Source organism: Microcystis aeruginosa NIES-2549, from assembly GCF_000981785.2.
Classification (GTDB): Bacteria; Cyanobacteriota; Cyanobacteriia; order Cyanobacteriales; family Microcystaceae; genus Microcystis; species Microcystis aeruginosa_C.
Window position 1 is genome coordinate 3,980,318 of sequence record NZ_CP011304.1, and the last position, 20,120, is coordinate 4,000,437.

Genomic DNA, 20,120 nt, shown 5'->3' on the forward strand with positions numbered 1-20,120 from the left:
GTCAGGATTCTGCCAGAGAAAATATAGTCAAACGAGGATAAAAATTTACCATGAACTCAGAACAAAAAATCAATACTCCCCAAAACGTCCCAGCACCAACACCATTTCCTAATCAGTCAGGAGTGATGCCCTCATTGCCGCCCACAGATGCCGGCCGGGGGGCGCCTCATAATCAAGGTGGAGTGAGTCCCTTCATGCCGCCCCCCTTGCCAGGAGATATCGAACCACCGCCCCATCCCCCCGACGGTACACCGTTGCCGAATGTCTGGATTTATGAAGGAGAAGCCTATGATCTCACGGAATTTATTGCCAAGCATCCGGGGGGACAATTTTTTATTGGACGTACCAAGAACAGAGATATAACCACGATTGTCAATATCTTTCATCCCAATCCTGAAAGAGTCAAAAAAGTCCTGCAAAAATATTCCCTTGGACAACAGGGAAGACCAGAGCATATTCATCCTAAATACAACGCTCCTGCCTTCTTATTTAAAGAGCATTTTAATGGTTGGCGGGATACTCCTCGCTATGATTTCCGCAACCCAGAACAATTGCTTAATAAGATTAAAGCCAGAGTTTACTCTCCAGAATTTAAACAGAAAGTGGAGCGCATGGATTTTCTGTTTAATGTTATCAGTATCTGTCTTTTTCTTATCTATTTTGTGGTGCAAGGGCTGTACTTAGAGGCCAGACAGTATATGCCGATTTACCTATTTGTGCCTCTCATCGCTATGCTAAGAATCGCCCTAGCAGGGGTAGGTCACTACCTAATTCATCGGCCACAAGTGGGATTAAACAAGGTATTTGCCAATATTTTTGATATTAACTACGTTCCCCTCGCTTTAGTAGTAACAGACGGTCATACTTTACTGCATCATCCCTTTACCCAAACCGATGTTGATATCAAAAAGAATGTTTTCACCTTCATGTTAGAATTGCCTCGTTTTTATCGAGTTCCAGTACATACATTCCATAAAATAGGCCATGTGGTTACGGGAATGTTTGTTCGCATTATGGAATTATGTATCCTCGCTTTTAAAGCAGGTGTTAAGAATATGTATGGCAGTTGGCAGCTGGGATTACCCCATTTTTTAGGTAGTTTTGGTATTCACTTATTACTATTAATCGAACTGGTTATCTTTTGTCTATACGGCCAATTTTGGGCTTGGTTAGCGCAGTTTTTCCTTACCCTCTGGATTAGCACTTTTATGATTGTGGCTAGTCATGATTTTGAAGCCGAAGAACCGCCAATAGATCCTATGGCACCACCTCAATGGGAAACCCAAGATTGGGCGGTTATGCAGATTAAAAATTCCTACGATTTGACTATGGTAGGTAATAAGTATATTGACTGTTTTCTCTCGGCGGGCTTGGCTCCCCACCGGGTGCATCACGTTCTTCCCCAACAAAAAAGTGGTTTTGCCAATATCATCAGTGAAGATATTGTCCGGGAAGAATCGGAAAAATTCGGAGTTGAATGGGCGGCACCTCAAAACTTCTTTTTTGACCGCCTACCAGGGCTAATTAAACACTATCTAGCTGTGCCATCCCGATTAGCCAAAGAGAAGGAGTTGGGATTATTGAAAGAACATTTTCACCCGCAAGCCTTAAGAACAACCCTAGACTATATTGTCAAAGGTTGGGCTGGTATTGGTTCAATTTGAGCCAACAAAAACCAGAAATTCTGTCGGAAAGTTTCGGGAAAATTATTGGGCATCTTACGGATATAATAAAGACCCAGACTTTTCCCTAGCTTTCCAGGCAATTGGTTGACAGAAACCCTCCCTATAATACCTAAACTGGTTCTGATATTTGCCATGCAATCTTCTCAGTTTTTACCTGTCATTGAAAGTCTCGCCACTGGCACTCCGGGCAATCTTGTCCAACAAACGGATGCCGCTAAATTTTTAGCTAACCTCAAAGGTCTAGAGAAGAATCAACATCGTATCGAAAAAATCTACGAACATACCCGGATTGACACTAGGCATCTAGCTATTAACTTATTAACTGAAGAAACTGTTAACTTTAGTCGAGAAGAGGGAACTATTGAACAACGAATGCAAATGTACGAAAAATATGGGCTTCCCCTAGCAGAAGATGTGGCGAGAAGAGTTATTTTAGCCGCATCGGAGCAACAGAAAAAGCATAATCCTTTGAGTACAGAAAAGATCGAGGATTCTATTGGTCTAATCGTATTCGTCACCAGTACAGGCTTTGTTGCCCCGGGTATAGATGCTCAATTAATTAAAAGTTTAGGACTTCGACGCAACATTGCTAGAGTGCCAGTTAATTTTATGGGTTGTGCAGCCGCAATGAATGGTTTACGAGTAGCCTGTGATCATGTAAGAGCCAACCCTGAGCATAAAGCTTTAGTAATTTGTTTAGAATTAAGTTCTATTAATGCCGTTTTTCAAGATGATTTAAATGACATTATCATTCATAGTATTTTTGGTGATGGTTGTGCGGCAGTAGTAATCGGAGCCTACGAACCAGAACAAATACAAGGTCGAGGAAAATTTATCATTCGGGATAATTTTAGTTATCTGGCTGAAAATACCGAAGACGGGATTACCTTAGGCATTAGAGACAATGGTATTACCTGTCTGCTGTCCCGTCAATTACCTGATTATATTGAGTCTGGTGTCGGTCGAATTATTACTAATTTTCTGAATAGTCATGAGATAACCAAGGAAGATATTGATTTATGGATGGTTCACCCTGGAGGGACAAAAATTATTGAAAAAGTGCAACTTTCCCTAGATTTAAATGATGAACAAGTGGCCGATAGTTGGGGAGTTCTCCGTCAATACGGCAACCTACTTAGTTGTGCGATTTTATTTGTAATGGAACGCATGATCTTAAGATTAGAACAAGGATGTGAGACGCAAGCTCTTAAACAAAATAACAGCGGAGTTACTCGTCAAAACGCCGCATCTTTGACAGGTTTGGCCTTCTCTTTTGCCCCAGGAGTTGGTATTGAAGGAATTCTCCTAGAAAAGATTTAACCCCACCCTTGAAAATCTATCACCGGACAGGAGGACAAAATTAATGGAATTTTTGAGATTTTTGCTGGCCATATCCTGGAAACATATCACTATTGCTATCGTAGCAGGTTTAGTTAGCGGTGTTGGCAACGCTCTTTTAATTTCTTTGATTAATCGAGAAGTCCATGAGGGTCATGCGGTCAATGCTCTACAATACTTTAGTATCTTGGCCATATTTATTATAGTGACCAGCATGATCTCGCAATTTATGCTGATTTTTCTCTCGCAGAATGCTATCTATGAACTGCGAGTGAAATTGAGTAAAAATATTTTGTCCTCTCCTTTAGAACATCTAGAGAGACTGAAAGAAAATCGTCTTTTGGTTAGTTTTACCGATGATGTTCATACCCTAACTCATGCAGTGGCATCCGTGCCGAATATCTGTGTGGATTTTGCTACAGTTGTCGGCTGTTTCGTTTACTTTGCTTGGCTATCTAATGCCCTTTTCGTCTTAACGATAGCTTCTACTGTTAGTGCCATCTGGTTTGTGCAAACGATCCTGAATAAAGCCGAACGTTTATTTTTTAAGTCGAGGGAAGAAGAAGACACCCTATTTAAGGATTTTAAAGCCTTGATGAGCGGCATCAAAGAACTCAAGCTCAATCAGTCCAAAAGGCAGGCTTTTATGGAGAAGGAATTGCAGAGTAGTGCTGTACGGCTTCGGCAACTAAATACCAAAGCGATGAAAAGATTTGCGATCGCTAACGGGTTTGGACAACTATCTCAGTTTCTCAGTTTGGGATTTATTCTGTTCATTCTACCTTTGTTTTTAGACATTCCTTTAACGATGTTGGCCGCCTATGTTTTAATTGGTACTTTCATCGCCTTGCCAATGCAGAATATGCTCAATCGCATTCCTGAATTAGTCCGGGGAAATATTGCCCTGCGAAAAATTGAAAGGATGAAATTATCTCTCTCCAGTCTCTCGGAAGCAGATACCCTAGTTTTATCCATCAGTCCCTCCTGTCAACTACAATTTCAAGCTGTCACCTATCTCTATCACCCAGAATTACCACCTTTCCCCCCCGAAGGTTCTCCCGAAGGCCATCCACCTTTCCCCCCCGAAGGTTCTCCCGAAGGCCATCCACCTTTCCCCCCCGAAGGTTCTCCCGAAGGCCATCCACCTTTCCCCCCCGAAGGTTCTCCCGAAGGCCATCCACCCTTTCCTCATAATGGTCTTTCTCAAGGTTTTGCCAATAGTTTACCAGCACTAGCACCAGAATCCCCCTCCTCCGAGAAGAAACCAATTCCCTTTCCATCCCATCCCCCCTATTCTCAAAAAGGCAACCCACCACCACCGCCAAGGACAGATGAAAAAGGATTTCTGCTCGGACCAATTAGCTTTTCTTGGCAACCAGGGGAACTGATCTTTATTATTGGCGGCAATGGCAGCGGCAAGTCAACTTTAGCTAAACTAATTACAGGACTATACCCACCCCTATCGGGAGCAATTTACCTCAATGGTAAACGTATTACCCAAGATAATGTGGAGTGGTATCGTCAACATTTCTCGGCAATTTTCTATGATTTTTACTTATTCGATAGTTTTCTCGGTTTTGATCGCCCCAATCTCGATCAAGAGGTAGAAAATTATCTGATGCAACTGCAATTAGCCCATAAAGTCACGGTCAAAAATGGAGTTTTATCCACCACAGAACTATCTCAAGGACAAAGGAAACGACTGGCTTTATTAACAGCCTATTTAGAGGATCGTCCTATCTATGTGTTTGATGAATGGGCCGCCGACCAAGAACCCCGTTTTAGGGAACTATTCTATAAACAGATACTGCTACAACTGAAAGAAAGAGGAAAAATAGTTATTGTTATTAGCCATGATGAGCGCTATTTTCATCTAGCCGATCATATTATTAAGCTCGATTATGGTGCTGTGGAATCGGAACAGACTGTTCAACAATCAGGTTCTCTCTAAATTAACCCACCAGTTTCTTACTCACTATGTCAGATAGTTCCTCCTTCCAAAAACTTAACAAACAGCCCGCAATTAGCTGGGCATTGGGATTACTAGCTTTATTTTTAGCCATTGGTGGTATTGTTCTCGCCTATCGTCAGTTTGGGCATACCCCCCACCGGGATAGTTCCCGTCCGCTGCCTGTAGCCGTGGAACAGACGGATTTAACGATCATCGTTTCCGCTAATGGCACTGTGGAACCGGAAAAAGTGGTTAATGTTAGCCCTAAAACAGCAGGAATTTTGAAGGAACTGCTAGTAGATGAGGGTTATACTGTCAAAAAAGGACAGATAATTGCTAAAATGGACGATTCTGATTGGCAGGGTCAATTATTAGAATCCCAGGGCAAACTAGCGGCAGCCCAAGCTAATCTCCGCAAACTAATCGCCGGTAATCGTCCCCAAGAAATCGCTCAGGCCCAAGCGAAACTGGAACAACTAGAAGCCAACCTACAAAAGCTGATGGCCGGTAATCGTTCTCAGGAAATTGCCCAAGAAAAAGCTCGTTTAGAAGGTTTAAAAGCCATTTTCCAAAAATCTGATGATGAATATCGTCGCAATCAGCTACTTTTCAACGAAGGAGCCATATCTCAACAGACTTTAAACGAAAAACTGGCAACTAGGGATAGCGCCCAGGCTGCCGTGATTGAATCCCAAGAAAAGCTATCTCTCCTTAAAGAAGGAACTCGCTCGGAAGAAATTGCTCAAGCAAAGGCGGAAGTGAGAAATCAACAACAGGTCTTAGACCTTCTCCAAGCAGGAACAAGACAGGAGGAAATCGATCAAGCACGGGCGGAGGTGACTACTGCTCAGGGTTCTCTACAAAATGTCAAAACTCAGATTGAGGATACCATCATCAAAGCACCCTTTGACGGGGTGGTTACTTTTGTCTACGCTGAACCGGGGGCCTTTGTCGCTCCTACTACGACCGGCAGTTCCGTATCTTCGGCCACTTCTTCCTCGATTTTATCCCTGGTTTCACAAAATGAAGTGGTCAGCAATGTAGCAGAAAAAAACATTGATAAGATCCGGGTTGGGCAAAAGGTGACGATTACAGCCGATGCTTATCCCGATAAAATCTTCCATGGACGAGTCTCTCTGATTGCCACCCAGGCAACGGTAGAACAAAATGTCACCAGTTTTGAAGTGAAAGTGACCCTAGAAGAAAAGGCGGCCAGGGAATTAAAGGCGGGAATGAATGTTTCTACCGATTTCCAAGTCGGCCAACTGAAAAACGCTTTAACCGTGCCAACTATTGCCGTTACCCGTCAGAACGAGCAAACTGGTGTTTTTGTTGGCGCACCTAACCAACCACCCCGATTTGTCCCCATTACCACTGGCGTTACTATCGGCAATCGTACCGAAGTTAAAAGCGGACTCGATGGCTCCGAACATATCTTAATTAATCCACCCTCGGACACCCGACCAAGGCAAGGTTTTTCTTGGCAAAGTCTCTTTGGTGGTGGGGGGAACGAACCTGCTGCCGGTGGCCCTCCCCCCGGGGCCCCACCACAGGGAGCCTCACCCCCCCCAAGTGGGCCGCTCTAATCATTCCTATTGTCAACCTTGGCAGATGTTTTCAGCGGAAGGATTGACGTTGTATGATCAGTAGGCTTGTTGACAATCCCCGAAGCGCTCAGGCGAGGGATTCTTGAAGCTCATCACCGCGCTTTCTGGTTTCCCCTACTCACGTCTTACACGATTATGTCCTATCCGAACCTACTAGAATATCACTTGTTATCTAGTTGTCCACTTGTGGATAGCTCTCCAAGCGTTTTGGTCTTTCAACCAAGATTCGGGTATGCCCTACCCTATCTGCCTTACGGCAAAATGTTTTTAGTTTATTTCAGTCTTGGAAAAGACTTACTCCCCTGTTTTAAGAGTTTTCGGGTGGCTCTTGTCTTCTTTTTTCTCCTCAAAAGTGCCGTACTATTGCAACGGGATTTCCACGATGTGAGCGGCATTTCAACCTGTTGACTCTTGGATTTTAACACAACTGTTTAGAGTTGTGCTTCGTGTCACTGAGCCTTGACATTGAGCCTGTCGAAATGTGTCGAAATGTGTCGAAATGTGGACACTGAGCCTGTCGAAGTGCTGTTCTATATTGGTCGGCTTTTCATCTCCGAGGTAAAACCGAGGGTTTCTCCAAGCCGACATTTAAGGTAAATGCAATACAGATCACAGTCTATTGTTTGATGGATATCCCCTCTCTACTCCACAGGGCAGAAAAGGCCCTACTCCCCATCTTTTCGGAAATTGACGCACAGGTCAAGGAAAATCTCCGTCAAGTCCTCGCTGCTTTCCGTGCAAACCGCGTCGGGGTGCATCATTTTGCTAGTGTTAGCGGTTATGGTCATGATGACTTGGGACGGGATACTTTAGATCAAGTGTTCGCCCAAGCCCTGGGGGCCGAAAAGGCAGCGGTGCGAGTACAATTTGTTTCAGGAACCCATGCGATCGCCTGTGCCTTGTATGGGGTTCTTCGACCGGGGGATGAGATGTTAGCGGTAGCGGGTGCGCCCTACGATACCCTAGAGGAAGTAATCGGGATTAGGGGCAGTGGTCAAGGCTCTTTAAAAGATTTTGGCGTTAGTTATCGGCAATTAGAGCTAGATTCTACTGGTGCGATCGATTGGTTGTCCTTGGCAACGGCAGTGAAACCCCAAACCCGTTTAGTACATATTCAAAGATCCTGCGGTTATTCCTGGCGATCGAGTTTGTCTATTGACGAAATCGAGAGAATTGTCCGTATAGTTAAACAACAAAACCCGAATACGGTCTGTTTTGTCGATAATTGCTATGGGGAATTTATCAACACCCAAGAACCCACCGATGTGGGGGCAGATCTGATGGCCGGTTCTCTAATTAAAAACCCCGGAGGTACAATTGTCACGGCTGGGGGATACATAGCAGGTAAAGCGGAATTAGTGGAAATGGCCTGCTATCGTCTGACAGCACCTGGAATCGGTAGCGAGGGAGGGGCAACTTTTGACCAAAATCGTCTTCTTTATCAGGGATTGTTTCTAGCGCCGCAAATGGTGGGAGAAGCGATGAAAGGCAGTCATTTAATTGCCTATGTGGGCGATAAGTTGGGTTATCCGGTCAATCCTGCTCCTTTTGTGCCTCGACGCGATATTATTCAAGCGATTAAACTCGGTTCCCCCGATAAGCTGATCGCCTTCTGTAAAGCCATTCAAGCCTATTCTCCCATCGGTTCCTACTTGGATCCCATTCCTGCCCAAATGCCGGGCTATGAGAGCCAAGTAGTGATGGCTGGTGGCACTTTTATCGATGGCAGCACCTCGGAATTCTCCGCCGATGGACCCCTACGGGAACCCTATATCGTTTTTTGTCAGGGGGGAACCCATTGGACTCATATTTCCCTGGCCCTAGAACAAGCGATCGCCGCTTTATCTTAAACGGGTCCTCTCACTTTCCTTCTCTCCCTTAGTTAAAGTCCTAACTTCCTGTCTTTGTGGTTAACAAAAAGGGAACAGTCAAGGAGCAAAAGTGCCATTAATAGAGGCTTTCAACATTAGTATTTAGGCTCTCTTGGGTTTGGTGGGTAAAATGTATTCTTGAGATATAATTCTGCTGGCGAGCGAGTGGCACGAACCACAAAGACACAAAGGACACAAAGATCGGTCGCTCCTATATAAGTTAAACTTATCACACAAAGAATAAGAGAGTCGTATTTATTCCTTTTTTATTTTTGTTAAGGACTTATTGATTGATTTAGGCTCTTTTTTTGGGTAATTCCTAATTTTTAAGATCAATGTAGATTGACAAAAATGAGATGCAGCCACTTCTCGAACTTGTTTAACTCGATGCCGGACGGGAAAATAACCACAAATCTAACTATACTCATTACAATATAAATATCAACGACCACGATAAAAGCTCTTATGCGGGTAACTCTAAAATCGGCCTTGAGTGACAGTCATATCGATGCTAATCAAAGCAGCAGTCAACGTCAACTGATGCTATCGATCGCCGCCACCAGTGAACAGATCAACACAAATTTACCGATTAATCTTTGTTTAGTTCTCGATCATAGCGGTTCTATGCAGGGAAAACCCCTAGAAACGGTCAAAAAAGCGGCCTTAAGTTTAATAGAATCCCTCGGTGTTAATGATCGTCTCTCGGTGATAGCTTTCGATCATCGCGCCAAAGTTATTCTTCCCTCCCAATCGCGACAGGATGATCTGACCTTAATTCGCTCAAAAATTCAACGATTACAAGCGGGAGGAGGCACGGCGATTGATGAAGGGATAAAATTAGGTATTCAAGAAAGTTCTACCGGCAGCAAAGGTTATGTGTCTCATATTTTTCTGCTTACCGATGGTGAAAATGAACACGGAAATAATCAACGCTGTTTAAAATTATCCGCAGTGGCGGCCGAGTACGGTATCACCTTAAATACCTTCGGTTTTGGCGATCATTGGAATCAAGATATCCTAGAAAAAATTGCCGATATCGCTGGCGGAAGTTTATCCTATATCGAAAGACCCGAACAAGCTTTAATTGAATTTACTCGTTTATTTAACCGTCTGCAATCTGTCCGGTTAACTAACGCTTTCCTGCAATTAGAATTAGATGCCCAGACTCATTTAGCGGAGTTAAAACCCATTGCCCAAGTTGCCCCAGAAACCATAGAAATGAGCCTACAAAAAGAGGGTAATTTTTACATCACCCGTTTAGGGGATTTAATGATAGATGAAGAAAAAATTCTCCTCCTCAATCTCTATATTGACCAAATTCCCCCTGGTACTCACACCATAGCTAAGGTAAAGATTCGCTACGATGATCCCGCTTCCGGTCAAAAAGGGCTAGAAACTGCGACTGTTAGCCTTGATATCACCTCCCAAGCTCTCTATCAATCCCAATTAAACGATCAAGTTCAGAAATCGATTCTGACTTTAGCCAAATATCGTCAAACCCAAATCGCTGAAGAAAAATTAAAACAGGGCGATCGAGCGGCCGCCGCCACCATGCTACAAACCGCGGCCAAAACAGCCCTACAATTGGGAGAAAAAAATGCCGCCACTGTCCTCCAAACTAATGCCACCCGTCTACAGGTGGGAGAAGAATTGAGCGAGGGAGATTTAAAGAAAACCCGCATTATTGCTAAAACAAGACTACAAACCGATGAATAAACTACTTATTGAAACAAAATCCCAATTCCTAGCAAAGCGATAATCACCCCGAAAATCGCCCGCAAGTTAATCCGATCCCCCATCATGGCTGCTATCGGTAAGACAAATAAAGGACTGGTAGCGGTGAGAGTTTGGGCAATACCCACAGGAGAGAATTTTAAAGCAGTTTGCTGTAACCATATCCCTAAAAACGTACTGCCGAAAGCGGTGACAATAATAATAGCAATCAGACGCAATGACCAGTTAATCGCTGGCGATGATTCCTGACGGCGAAAAAACATCATAATTAACACTATTCCCGTCCCCGCTAACAGACGAAAAAGGGTACTCTGCAAAGACGACATTCCCGACTCCACCAGTGCCTGACGAGATAAAACCGCCCCCACCGCTTGGGAAATCGCAGCGATTAAAGCCCAGGCAATTCCTCGCCGCCAAGGACGTTGACTATTGATTTCGGGAGTTTTTTCGGAAATAACCCAAGCAACCCCGAAGATGGTCAAAATAATGCCAATATAAGCCGATATTTTCAGGGATTCCCCCAAAAAAGTCGCCGCTAGAATTGCTCCCAAGGGAGGCGAAAGGGTTTCTAACAGGAGGGTTTTTCGCGGTCCCAAATAATTGAGGGCGGTAAAATAGGCCGTGTCACCGATTCCTATACCAATTGCGCCACTTGTCAAGAGTATAAATACCGAACTTTGTTGATTAATACCGCGCCATTGTCCGGAAAGGGGCAGCGTCAGGGCAATTAAAGCGATCGCGACTACTCCTTTCAGAAAATTAAGCAATAAAGGCGGGATTTTCTGGCCTAATAGGCTATAAATCGCCGCAGAAATCGCCCAAAGCGCCGCCGCACTCAAAGCCGCTATCTCTCCCGTTAAATTTTCACCGAAACTAAATCCGTTGGGCATTATCATATTTGTCAGGAGACAGTATTCAGGAGACTCCGAGACTCCGAGACTATTTTTATTTATTATCCCCATTTCCCACACGCCACACCCTTGACAATCAAGACAGTCGCTAATTTAGTGATTTAATAAAACCGACCACTGCTGCAGAAGATAAAAACTATGTGTATTCTCGGTTTTGATCCGGGTAAGGATAAATGTGGGATCGCCGTCAGGTCATCGACGGGGAAAATTTATACCCATGAGGTGATAGCATCGTCACAAGCGATCGAGTGTTTAGCCAGTCTCTGTCAACAATATCCGATCGAATTACTGGTGATGGGGAATCAAACCACCTCGAAAAGTTGGCGCGAAAAAATTGCCGCTCGTCTCACCATCCCGATTACTCTAGTAGATGAACGCAATAGTACCCTAGAAGCTCGCGATCGCTATTGGCAAATGTTCCCCCCCAAAGGATTACAGAAACTCATCCCCCAGGGGATGCGTCTTCCCGATCGCCCTATTGATGATATAGTAGCGATTCTGCTGATTGAACGTCATTTACAGTCCAAATAATGTCACACTACAAAATAGACACAGCAGGGTGAATTGACGATGCTCCTAAGTAAAGGTTTTGAAGTGGAAATGTACACCGGAACGGCAGCCGGAGAAGTTATCGGTTTATCCGATCGCATTGTCAAGGATCTAGATGGTTTTGTCCGGGAACCGGATAGTCGTAACGTAGAATATACTACGGCTCCCATGACTAACTATGACCGTCTTTTATGCGCTACTTTAAAACCTCGTCTGGCTCTACGGCAATATTTGCGTCGTTTAGGCGATTATACCCTCATCCCCGGCAGTACCCTCTCCTTGGGCGATAGTCAACATTTTTATCGCAGTGATCCCGACAATCCCTATCATGACTATATCGAACAGACCTACGGCACTAATGTAGTCACGGCCAGTATTCATATTAACGTCGGTATTAGCGATTATGAGGATTTAATGCGTGCCTGTCGCTTAATTCGCCTAGAAGCTCCTTTATACTTGGCTTTAAGCGCTTCCTCTCCTTTTCTCGATGGTAAAATCACCGGTTCCCATTCCCGTCGTTGGCAAGTTTTCCCCCAAACTCCCGCTTCTGTTCCCCTCTTTGAAAGTCATAAACATTTTGTCACTTGGACTGAGGAACAATTAAAACTCGGTACGATGCAGAATGTTCGCCATCTCTGGGTGTCGGTACGTCCTAACGGGAGCAATCGTCCCTATAATCTCAATCGTCTAGAATTGCGAATTTGTGACCTGATTACTGATCCTATTAGTTTATTAGCAGTTATGGCTTTTTTAGAGGCCCGTTTAACTCAACTTTTACAGGATCCCCAATTAGACCCCTTAATTTTAAGTCAATTACCCAGCAGCAATCGCAGGGAGGATTTATTAACTTTAACCCAAGAAAACGAACAGGCTGCCGCGCGTTTTAGTCTTGATGCCACCCTGAGACATTGGTACGATGGTCGAGAAATCTTAGCTAGGGATTGGATTAAAGATCTCTATGTTCAAGTTTATCCGATCGCTAAAGAAAGGGGTTTTAGTTGTTTCCTCTCTCCCCTACAAAAAATCCTCCGCGAGGGTAACACTGCACAACAATGGTTAAAACAATACGACCAGGGTATGGATGTTAAAAGTATTATCACACAGGCGATTCTTACCCTAGAAAAACAGGAACGAGAGTTAGAACATAAATTATGTCAGCATATTTTAGTTGCTTAAATAATTATTTTAAGGCCATGGTAATTAAACCCTGTTGACCGAGAAGAATTTCCCGCAGCAGCGTACAAATTCCCACCCAAATAATCGGAGAAATGTCAACTCCTCCCAAGGGTGGTATCAGTTTACGCACGGGGATTAAAAAAGGTTCTGTTGGCCAGGCAATAATATTAAAGGGAAAGCTATTTAAATCTACCTGTGGATTCCAAGTCAGCACGATCCTTAAGATAAACAAAAGGGTCATCAACCCTAAGATAATTCCCAATGTCCAACTTAATGCGATCGCTGTGTCCATAGTCTCCAATCCCTTCTTTTTTACCGATTATCTTCCCTAAAATATAACAGTTTTTGTCTCATTTAATCATCCTAATCGCCCCAGCACCCTGACAGCTGTTCTTGTCAACCTCCCGGGTAAAAATGCCGCCAGAAAAAGTCCCAATAGGGCTTGACAAACTAGCCAGACTTGACTTATAATTTTCTTATAGTGGGAATCCGTGTCGCCCTGTAACCCCCCTCTTTTCAGGCCAGATAACGACCATCTTTTGCTGACCTCAGAAGTAACTTAAAGATGACAGAATTTCGCATCGAGAAAGACAGCATGGGAGAAATTCCCGTACCTGCCGATAAACTTTGGGGAGCGCAGACCCAAAGATCCCTACAATACTTTAGTATCGGTGATAATCTCATGCCCCGGGAGATGATCCGGTCCTATGCCATTCTCAAAAAAGCCTGTGCAATTGTCAATCAGCAAAAAAATCGTCTCAGTCAGGAGAGAAAAAACCTAATCTGTCAAGTCTGCGATGAAATTTTAGCCGGACAACACGCAGATAACTTTCCCCTCTACGTTTGGATGACGGGAAGTGGCACTCAATTTAACATGAACATCAACGAAGTCATCTCCAATCGTTGTAGTCAACTGACGGGGAATCCTTTGGGGAGCAAAACCCCGGTTGACCCCAACGATCATGTTAATATGTCCCAATCGACTAATGATTCCTTTCCCTCGGCCATGTATATTGCCGTTGCCTTGGCAGTCAAGGAAAAATTAATTCCCAGTCTGCAACTATTACGGAATAGTCTCGATGAAAAGGCGCAATTATGGGCAAATATAGTTAAAATTGGTCGCACTCACCTACAGGATGCCACCCCTTTAACCCTCGGACAAGAATTCTCCGGTTATGTGGGTTTATTGGATGATGGCAGCGATTGGCTAGAAAAATGTCTAGAAAAAGTCTATCGTTTATCCTTGGGAGGAACAGCAGTGGGTACGGGAATTAATGCTCCCCCAGATTTTGATCGAGATGTGGCTGCCGAAATCGCTAATCTGACCAAATTACCCTTTATTACGGCTCCTAATAAGTTTACCGTGCAAGGTTCCCACGATGCTCTAGTTTTCTTGAGCGGGGGACTGAAAACTATCGCTAGTTCCCTCTATAAAATTGCTAATGATATCCGTTTACTTAGCTGTGGTCCCCGTTGTGGATTAGGAGAATTACAGCTGCCGGAAAATGAACCGGGTTCTTCAATTATGCCGGGGAAAGTTAATCCCACCCAATGCGAAGCTTTATCGATGATAGCGGTGCAGGTGATGGCTAATGATTTAGCGGTGACGATGGGAGGCGCCGGAGGACATCTGGAAATGAATGTCTATAAACCGCTGTTGATTCATAATCTTATGCAGTCTATCCGGCTGCTCACGGATGGTTGCGCTAATTTCTGTCAGTTTTTGGTTCAGGGGATGACTGCTAATCAAAAACAAATTGAGACTTTTTTAAATCAGTCCTTGATGCTGGTGACTGCCTTAAGTCCCGTGATTGGCTACCAAAAGGCTGCCTACGTCGCTCATTATGCCCTAGAAAAAGATTTAACTCTGAAAGTGGCAGCCTTGCAACTAGGATACATCGAGGAAGCGGATTTTGATCGCATTGTTGACCCCGCTAAGATGGTTAATCCCTACGTTGCCGATGGTTAATTCTCTGAGGGGTTGACTACCGTAAAAATCAGAGGTCGCAGGCAGGCACGGATTCCCATTATATATATAAGTATAAGGCAAGCGGCGGGATTTGTCAAGCCCCGCCAGCAAAAATTTCCGCTAAACTTGGCTAATGATAGAGAAGAAAACAAAGAGAAAAACCATAAATGCTCCTGCCATGCGGAAGAAGGATTTAGGAAGATTAATAACTTTCTCCAGTTGTAGGAAACCCACCAGAAAATAAGCGACGATTGCCAGGAGAATCGGTATAACTAAGCGCCAGATTGTGCCGAGGGGACCGGAGAAAAACTCACCAATTTTATAGCGGGGTGTATTTTCTTCCGCGTGAGGAGGAATAGTTACACTTGTCCAAGTTTCCCCCCCATCGGTGGAACGAAAAACTGTAGTTTGAGCGCCACCAAAACCGAATAAAGTTTGATCTTGGGCGTAATTAGGAGAAAACTGGACGGAGATCCCAGAGGAAGGGATACTATGAATTTTCACTAGGGGTATTTTAGGATCACCAATTGATTTAAAAGTTTCTCCGCCATCGGTAGATTTAAACAATCCATCTCCCTGTAAACTAACTATTACCGTGGGATCATTAGCATAATCAGGAGAGATAGCAATGGTTTCTACTGATGCTTGCGGATTAAACCCCGGTTTCTCTAACTTTGTCCAACTTTTAGCCCCATCTTTGGTGACAAACAAACCAGAAATTGTCCCAGCAAAAATAGTTCCATCGCTGGGATAATTGGGAGACATTGCCAACTGCACATTAGAGCTTTTTGATAGGGGGGTTCCTTGGCTGACATTTTTCCAAGTTAGTCCACCATCGACACTTTGATAAATACCCTCTTTTCCCGTGACAAACAAAGTTTTATCCTTAGCAAAATCGGGGGAAGCTACCATAGCAGGGGCATAATTACCAGAAATTCTGCCCACTTCACTAATATTTTTAACCGTATTTCCTCCATCAGTAGAACGAAATATTCTACCCTGCTGATTGGTGAGAAAAAGAGTTTTATCCTTGGCAAAATCTGGAGAAGGAACTATTCTCGGACCGCGGACTCCTTCATCAATTTCGATAATTTTCCATAAATCACCACCGTTAGCGGATTTGGCAAATCTATTGCGTAAAAACCCAGCAAAAATAGTTCTATCTTCTCCATAGTTAGGAGAAAAGGCAATGTCAAAGAAACGCCGGGGATCCTGTCCTGATTCTTCGGGATCTTTACCAAGTCGATAAACCTCTAAACCGCGATTAATTGGTGTCCAAGTTTCCCCTCTATCGCGACTGATGAAGATATTGCCTACATAATTAGCAATGACGACAGTGGCATCCTCGGCATAATTGGGGGAAACCGCCATAGCGATAACTGTTCCCCGGGCTAAAGTTGCTATTTCCTGCCATTGTTTGCCGCTATCTGTGGTTTTAAATAAGCCATTAAATCCCCCCAAAAACATCGTATCTTGAACTATTTTTAAATCCATAAAATGGGGAACTTTATAATCATCAGCCTGTTGATCTTTGGTTAAACCCTCGCTCATTTTTGTCCAAGTTTTCCCCCCATCTTGCGAAACATACATTCCGTCATACCAAGTGATGACATAAAGGGTGGAATTTCGGGCATAGTCGGGAGAAATAACAATGTCTTCGATGATTTTATCCTTAATTCCTTCGTTAACAGCTTGGAAGGTTTTACCATCATCAACGGTTTTAAAAATACCTGCTTCTTTTGTACCGACAAAAAAGGTTTTATCCCTGTCTAGATTAGGAGAAAAAGCAATTGTATCCACTGCCCCCACATTAGCAGGTAAGGGTAGATTCTGCCAAGTTTTACCCCCATCGGAGGAACTGTATAATTTACCTTCTTCATCCCCGAAAAAAATTCGCCCCGGATTGTTGGGGGTAATAGCTAGAGAGGTTATCAGTGCCGTGGTGGGGAAAATATTTGACCAATTTTTACCGCCATCTTCGGTTAAATAAACCCCTTTTTCTAATCCCACTGCCGCTACTATATTGGGATCGGAAGGGGCAATTTCTAGGAAGTTAATAAAGTTAGTTTCTAAACCCTGATTAACTTTCTGCCAAGATTCCCCCGCATCTTCACTTTTATAAATACCATTAGATCTTGAAGCTAAATAGAGAATATTTTTATTGAGGGGAGATAGGGACAGGGAACTTAATTCCCCCGTATAATCTAAACCTTGAATTAATCTTTTCCAGTTGCTACCTCCGTCGCTAGATTTATAAAAGTTATTTCGCACCAATATATATACTGTATTATCTGTCTGGAAATCGGGAGAAACTTCTACTTGACTAATCACATCATGGGGACGATGGGCAAAAACGGGATTACTCCAAAGACAAAAAACTGTAGCAATTATCAATAAAATGAGATTAAACTTGTGGGCGAATCTCAGCAAACTTTGGCGATTAATCATAGTTAAACTGCTAATATCGAGGATAAAAATTGCCCTAATCTAGCAAAGGGCGATCAAAATTTAAGCAAGGGTTCTGTAAGAGTATAGACAAAAATAGCGATTATAACCATTACTAAAATCGGGCTTATTTGCTATCAGCATAGATTAGAACCAATCTCTACACTTTGATTATTGTAGAGACTCATTGCCTTTTGTAACCCTTGTTTGAGACCAAGTTCGATCGCTTTTCTGGACAAGTCTAACACTTTCAAGATTACTTCGTTTTCTTGGGGGGTGAATCGGCCTAAAACATGGGAAATAGTCGCTTTTTCGGTTGATTTACCGATTCCTATGCGTAAACGAGCGAATTTTTCCGTGCCAACGTGGGCAATCATCGATTTAATACCGTTGTGTCCGCCCGCCGATCCCGATAGACGGATTCTCAACCGGCCTAGGGGTAGATCCATATCATCGTAAATGACTAAAATCGACTCTGGTGCTAGTTTATACCAGTCCAGCACCGAGCGCACCGATTGCCCGGAGCGATTCATATAGGTTTGGGGTTTCAAAAGACGAATTTTGCCCGGGAGAGGACCGTCACCCTCGGCGATAAAACCTTGAAATCGCTTGTTTTCCTGCCAAGATAGCCCCCAATCCCGCGCTAATGAGTCCACAGCTTCAAAACCGATATTATGACGGGTGCGATCATATTTGGGTTCGGGATTGCCCAAACCGATAATTAGCCGAGGAATGATTAAATTGGGGGTTTTATCGGAATTCATAGGGGAAAATCGGGCTTTTAACAATGACCCGACTCTCATTATCACCGAATTAGCACTCCGAGCGCTGGAACAAAGTTTCCAGATAAACCTTGGCACAGCTATTTTGCTCCTCAAAATTCATCCTTTCGGAGGATTGACAATTAAGCAGAAAAAATGAAAGAGCCGCCGTAAACACACCATCTTGATCCCAACCGGGGTGAGTTTCTAGGTATTGTTGTAGGGATTGGTGGAGGATTTCGGGGATTTCTGCCAAGATACTGACTGATGTATTCATATCGTTTACCTCTGATCGGAAGTGGGGAAATCCCTGACTGGTGCAGTGGACAGTAAGGACTATTGTGAGCCAAGTTGGGGGGAGTTGCAATATTACCAGATGTAAAGGAATGCTTTAGAAAAACTTAATATTTACGAGGGAATAAGGGTTAGAGCTAGATTTTATTTACTTAACTTAACAGTAACTCAGTATCTATCGATGGGGATTTTGACAATCAAGATTAATTTTTTCTCGAAGCAAGTGCCGATTCTATCGCTGTTGCCTGTGGAAAAGTCTGGGTAAACTGTGGAAAACTTAAGATTGAGTGGGGAAATACTGGGGAATGTATGGGGGAAAACATTGGGGAAAAATAAGATTTGCAAATTTTAATCAGTAGTGGTGCCAAATTAATTTTCATCTTTGAAATAGGCACTCTTGCCAGAGTACCTTTTCTAGCTGAGTGCTGGCTGCTATGCTTTTACCACCAATACTGAACAGGTAGCTTCTGCCACCACGAGACTACTCACAGAATCTTCGATCACCCGTTGAACTCCCGTTAATCCCCGGCTACCGATCACGATCAGATCGGCATGATATATATTAGCTAAACGAATAATTTCCTCCGCCGGATCACCAAAGATGACCTCGATTTCACTGGGAGCAGCAATCTGGGATTGATAGCCGCGCAATTGATCTTCAATGATCTCACGGGAGGGGTGAGGACGATCAACTGGCGATTCATCTCCCTCCTTGCCGAGGATATGGGTGAGTATGACGCGAGAATTTGCCGTCAGAGAAAGGGAATTCAAAGCATGGAGGACTCGATGGGATGATTCCCCACAATCTAAGGCAACAACAATATTTTTAAACATTTTGACTAAATCCTGCCGCTAAATAAACTTCCAATTAAGATCCCAGGGCAAAAAATCTTTTATCGTGCCATTATCTAAGGATAATAAGCCTAGATAAACAATTTTATCGGTTATTACGATCGGTTAAGATTTCGTAACCCGTGGCGGTTACTAAGACAGTATGTTCAAACTGAGCCGAGAGAGCATTATCCATCGTCACCACCGTCCAACGATCGCGCAAAGTTCTGGTATGTTTAGATCCCGCGTTGACAATTGGTTCAATGGCTAGAGTCATCCCGGCGCGGAGCTTGACATTGGGTAACTCATTAGTGCGAAAATTAAATACCGAGGGTTCTTCGTGGAGATTTCTGCCGACTCCATGACCGGTAAAATCTTCTACCACTTGAAAACCGTTAGCTTGAACGTGATCTTCGATCGCTCCTGCGATATCGAGCAGATAATTGCCGGCTTTTACCTGATTTATGCCTTTATATAAAGCTTCTTCCGCCACGCGGATTAATTTTTCGGCTTTGGGAGAGACGGAACCGATAGCGATCGTGATACAGGAATCCCCATGATAACCTTGGTAGTAGGCCCCCGTATCTACCTTTAACACAGAACCGGCTTTGAGGCGTTTTTTCGGGCTAGGGATACCGTGAACGACTTCGTTATCAACGGAGGCACAAATCGAGGCAGGAAAGCCATAATAACCTTTAAAACTGGGAGTAGCACCCATTGCGCGGATACGTTTTTCCGCATAGGCATCCAGATCCGCCGTTGTCATCCCGGGTTGAGCGATCTCGGCAATTTCCTTGAGGACTGTGGCGGCAATTTTACCCGCTTGTCGCATAATAACGATTTCTGCGGCGGATTTGGTTTCGATTCCCCGGCGGCTTTTCTGTACTCGCGGCGAACCTATTTGCTCTGGAGTTTTAGTTTCGGGAAAAAGCAGCTTGGTTAGGATATTCATGGAAAGTTGGCTGTCGAGTCTTTACTTAACTTAGCATTTTCCCAGC

Annotated in this window: 16 protein-coding genes; 9 read left to right on the forward strand and 7 right to left on the reverse strand. The window is 43.8% G+C overall.

Annotated elements, in window-relative coordinates; translation table 11 throughout:
* The first annotated feature begins 50 nt into the window (after nucleotides 1-50).
* The 6 genes from myaer_RS19550 (at nucleotide 51) to myaer_RS19575 (ending at nucleotide 10,168) form a co-directional block, all read left to right on the forward strand.
* Nucleotides 51-1,664 (forward strand): cytochrome b5-like heme/steroid binding domain-containing protein, encoded by a 1,614-nt coding sequence (locus myaer_RS19550; protein WP_046663305.1) that lies wholly within the window; start codon nucleotides 51-53, stop codon nucleotides 1,662-1,664.
* Nucleotides 1,665-1,817: 153 nt separating this feature from the next.
* Nucleotides 1,818-3,005: a type III polyketide synthase gene (locus myaer_RS19555; protein WP_052734206.1), complete on the forward strand. Its 1,188-nt coding sequence runs from the start codon at nucleotides 1,818-1,820 to the stop codon at nucleotides 3,003-3,005.
* Nucleotides 3,006-3,048: 43 nt separating this feature from the next.
* Nucleotides 3,049-4,974: an ATP-binding cassette domain-containing protein gene (locus myaer_RS19560; protein ID WP_046663306.1), complete on the forward strand. Its 1,926-nt coding sequence runs from the start codon at nucleotides 3,049-3,051 to the stop codon at nucleotides 4,972-4,974.
* A 26-nt stretch (nucleotides 4,975-5,000) separates the two neighbouring features.
* On the forward strand, nucleotides 5,001-6,560 hold the full coding sequence (locus tag myaer_RS19565) for an HlyD family secretion protein (protein ID WP_046663307.1): 1,560 nt from the start codon (nucleotides 5,001-5,003) through the stop codon (nucleotides 6,558-6,560).
* Between the two features lie 647 nt (nucleotides 6,561-7,207).
* Nucleotides 7,208-8,431 (forward strand): aminotransferase class I/II-fold pyridoxal phosphate-dependent enzyme, encoded by a 1,224-nt coding sequence (locus tag myaer_RS19570; RefSeq protein ID WP_046663308.1) that lies wholly within the window; start codon nucleotides 7,208-7,210, stop codon nucleotides 8,429-8,431.
* Nucleotides 8,432-8,917: 486 nt separating this feature from the next.
* Nucleotides 8,918-10,168, forward strand: a complete 1,251-nt coding sequence (locus myaer_RS19575; RefSeq protein WP_046663310.1) for a vWA domain-containing protein — start codon at nucleotides 8,918-8,920, stop codon at nucleotides 10,166-10,168.
* 5 nt (nucleotides 10,169-10,173) lie between these two features.
* On the opposite strand, the gene myaer_RS19580 is transcribed toward myaer_RS19575, so the two are convergent.
* On the reverse strand, nucleotides 10,174-11,076 hold the full coding sequence (locus tag myaer_RS19580) for a DMT family transporter (protein WP_046663311.1): 903 nt from the start codon (nucleotides 11,074-11,076) through the stop codon (nucleotides 10,174-10,176).
* Between the two features lie 159 nt (nucleotides 11,077-11,235).
* Here myaer_RS19580 and myaer_RS19585 point away from each other — a divergent pair, with 159 nt between their 5' ends.
* Together myaer_RS19585 and gshA are read left to right on the forward strand one after the other, a co-directional pair.
* Nucleotides 11,236-11,628 (forward strand): pre-16S rRNA-processing nuclease YqgF, encoded by a 393-nt coding sequence (locus tag myaer_RS19585; protein WP_046663312.1) that lies wholly within the window; start codon nucleotides 11,236-11,238, stop codon nucleotides 11,626-11,628.
* 39 nt (nucleotides 11,629-11,667) lie between these two features.
* Entirely contained in the window at nucleotides 11,668-12,822 is a 1,155-nt protein-coding gene (gshA, locus tag myaer_RS19590) for a glutamate--cysteine ligase (RefSeq protein ID WP_046663313.1), read from the forward strand.
* Between the two features lie 4 nt (nucleotides 12,823-12,826).
* On the opposite strand, the gene myaer_RS19595 is transcribed toward gshA, so the two are convergent.
* Nucleotides 12,827-13,114, reverse strand: a complete 288-nt coding sequence (locus myaer_RS19595) for a YggT family protein (protein WP_002750032.1) — start codon at nucleotides 13,112-13,114, stop codon at nucleotides 12,827-12,829.
* A gap of 273 nt (nucleotides 13,115-13,387) precedes the next feature.
* Here myaer_RS19595 and fumC point away from each other — a divergent pair, with 273 nt between their 5' ends.
* Nucleotides 13,388-14,791 carry a class II fumarate hydratase gene (gene fumC / locus myaer_RS19600; protein ID WP_046663316.1) on the forward strand — a complete coding sequence of 468 codons (1,404 nt, stop codon included), beginning with the start codon at nucleotides 13,388-13,390 and terminating at the stop codon, nucleotides 14,789-14,791.
* A gap of 120 nt (nucleotides 14,792-14,911) precedes the next feature.
* On the opposite strand, the gene myaer_RS19605 is transcribed toward fumC, so the two are convergent.
* The 5 genes from myaer_RS19605 to map form a co-directional block, all read right to left on the reverse strand.
* A complete protein-coding gene (locus myaer_RS19605; RefSeq protein ID WP_046663318.1) occupies nucleotides 14,912-17,239 on the reverse strand; it encodes a VPS10 domain-containing protein in 2,328 nt (775 codons plus the stop codon).
* Nucleotides 17,240-17,373: 134 nt separating this feature from the next.
* Complete coding sequence (gene pth / locus myaer_RS19610) at nucleotides 17,374-18,000, reverse strand: aminoacyl-tRNA hydrolase (protein ID WP_046663320.1); 627 nt, start codon at nucleotides 17,998-18,000, stop codon at nucleotides 17,374-17,376.
* 49 nt (nucleotides 18,001-18,049) lie between these two features.
* On the reverse strand, nucleotides 18,050-18,274 hold the full coding sequence (locus myaer_RS19615; protein WP_002800048.1) for a DUF2811 domain-containing protein: 225 nt from the start codon (nucleotides 18,272-18,274) through the stop codon (nucleotides 18,050-18,052).
* A 449-nt stretch (nucleotides 18,275-18,723) separates the two neighbouring features.
* The gene (locus tag myaer_RS19620) at nucleotides 18,724-19,125 is read right to left on the reverse strand and encodes a universal stress protein (RefSeq protein WP_046663321.1); all 402 of its coding nucleotides are present in this window, start codon (nucleotides 19,123-19,125) and stop codon (nucleotides 18,724-18,726) included.
* A gap of 103 nt (nucleotides 19,126-19,228) precedes the next feature.
* Nucleotides 19,229-20,074: a type I methionyl aminopeptidase gene (map, locus tag myaer_RS19625; RefSeq protein WP_046663322.1), complete on the reverse strand. Its 846-nt coding sequence runs from the start codon at nucleotides 20,072-20,074 to the stop codon at nucleotides 19,229-19,231.
* Between the last annotated feature and the right edge of the window lie 46 nt (nucleotides 20,075-20,120).

What these genes read in the sequence shown, in the direction of transcription:
- gshA (WP_046663313.1), top strand. Translation starts at nt 11,668, where the DNA reads ATGCTCCTAAGTAAAGGTTTTGAAGTGGAAATGTACACCGGAACGGCA.
- myaer_RS19560 (WP_046663306.1), top strand. Translation starts at nt 3,049, where the DNA reads ATGGAATTTTTGAGATTTTTGCTGGCCATATCCTGGAAACATATCACT.
- map (WP_046663322.1), bottom strand. Translation starts at nt 20,074, where the DNA reads ATGAATATCCTAACCAAGCTGCTTTTTCCCGAAACTAAAACTCCAGAG.
- fumC (WP_046663316.1), top strand. Translation starts at nt 13,388, where the DNA reads ATGACAGAATTTCGCATCGAGAAAGACAGCATGGGAGAAATTCCCGTA.
- myaer_RS19620 (WP_046663321.1), bottom strand. Translation starts at nt 19,125, where the DNA reads ATGTTTAAAAATATTGTTGTTGCCTTAGATTGTGGGGAATCATCCCAT.
- pth (WP_046663320.1), bottom strand. Translation starts at nt 18,000, where the DNA reads ATGAATTCCGATAAAACCCCCAATTTAATCATTCCTCGGCTAATTATC.
- myaer_RS19615 (WP_002800048.1), bottom strand. Translation starts at nt 18,274, where the DNA reads ATGAATACATCAGTCAGTATCTTGGCAGAAATCCCCGAAATCCTCCAC.
- myaer_RS19570 (WP_046663308.1), top strand. Translation starts at nt 7,208, where the DNA reads ATGGATATCCCCTCTCTACTCCACAGGGCAGAAAAGGCCCTACTCCCC.
- myaer_RS19585 (WP_046663312.1), top strand. Translation starts at nt 11,236, where the DNA reads ATGTGTATTCTCGGTTTTGATCCGGGTAAGGATAAATGTGGGATCGCC.
- myaer_RS19575 (WP_046663310.1), top strand. Translation starts at nt 8,918, where the DNA reads ATGCGGGTAACTCTAAAATCGGCCTTGAGTGACAGTCATATCGATGCT.
- myaer_RS19595 (WP_002750032.1), bottom strand. Translation starts at nt 13,114, where the DNA reads ATGGACACAGCGATCGCATTAAGTTGGACATTGGGAATTATCTTAGGG.
- myaer_RS19565 (WP_046663307.1), top strand. Translation starts at nt 5,001, where the DNA reads ATGTCAGATAGTTCCTCCTTCCAAAAACTTAACAAACAGCCCGCAATT.
- myaer_RS19605 (WP_046663318.1), bottom strand. Translation starts at nt 17,239, where the DNA reads ATGATTAATCGCCAAAGTTTGCTGAGATTCGCCCACAAGTTTAATCTC.
- myaer_RS19580 (WP_046663311.1), bottom strand. Translation starts at nt 11,076, where the DNA reads ATGCCCAACGGATTTAGTTTCGGTGAAAATTTAACGGGAGAGATAGCG.
- myaer_RS19550 (WP_046663305.1), top strand. Translation starts at nt 51, where the DNA reads ATGAACTCAGAACAAAAAATCAATACTCCCCAAAACGTCCCAGCACCA.
- myaer_RS19555 (WP_052734206.1), top strand. Translation starts at nt 1,818, where the DNA reads ATGCAATCTTCTCAGTTTTTACCTGTCATTGAAAGTCTCGCCACTGGC.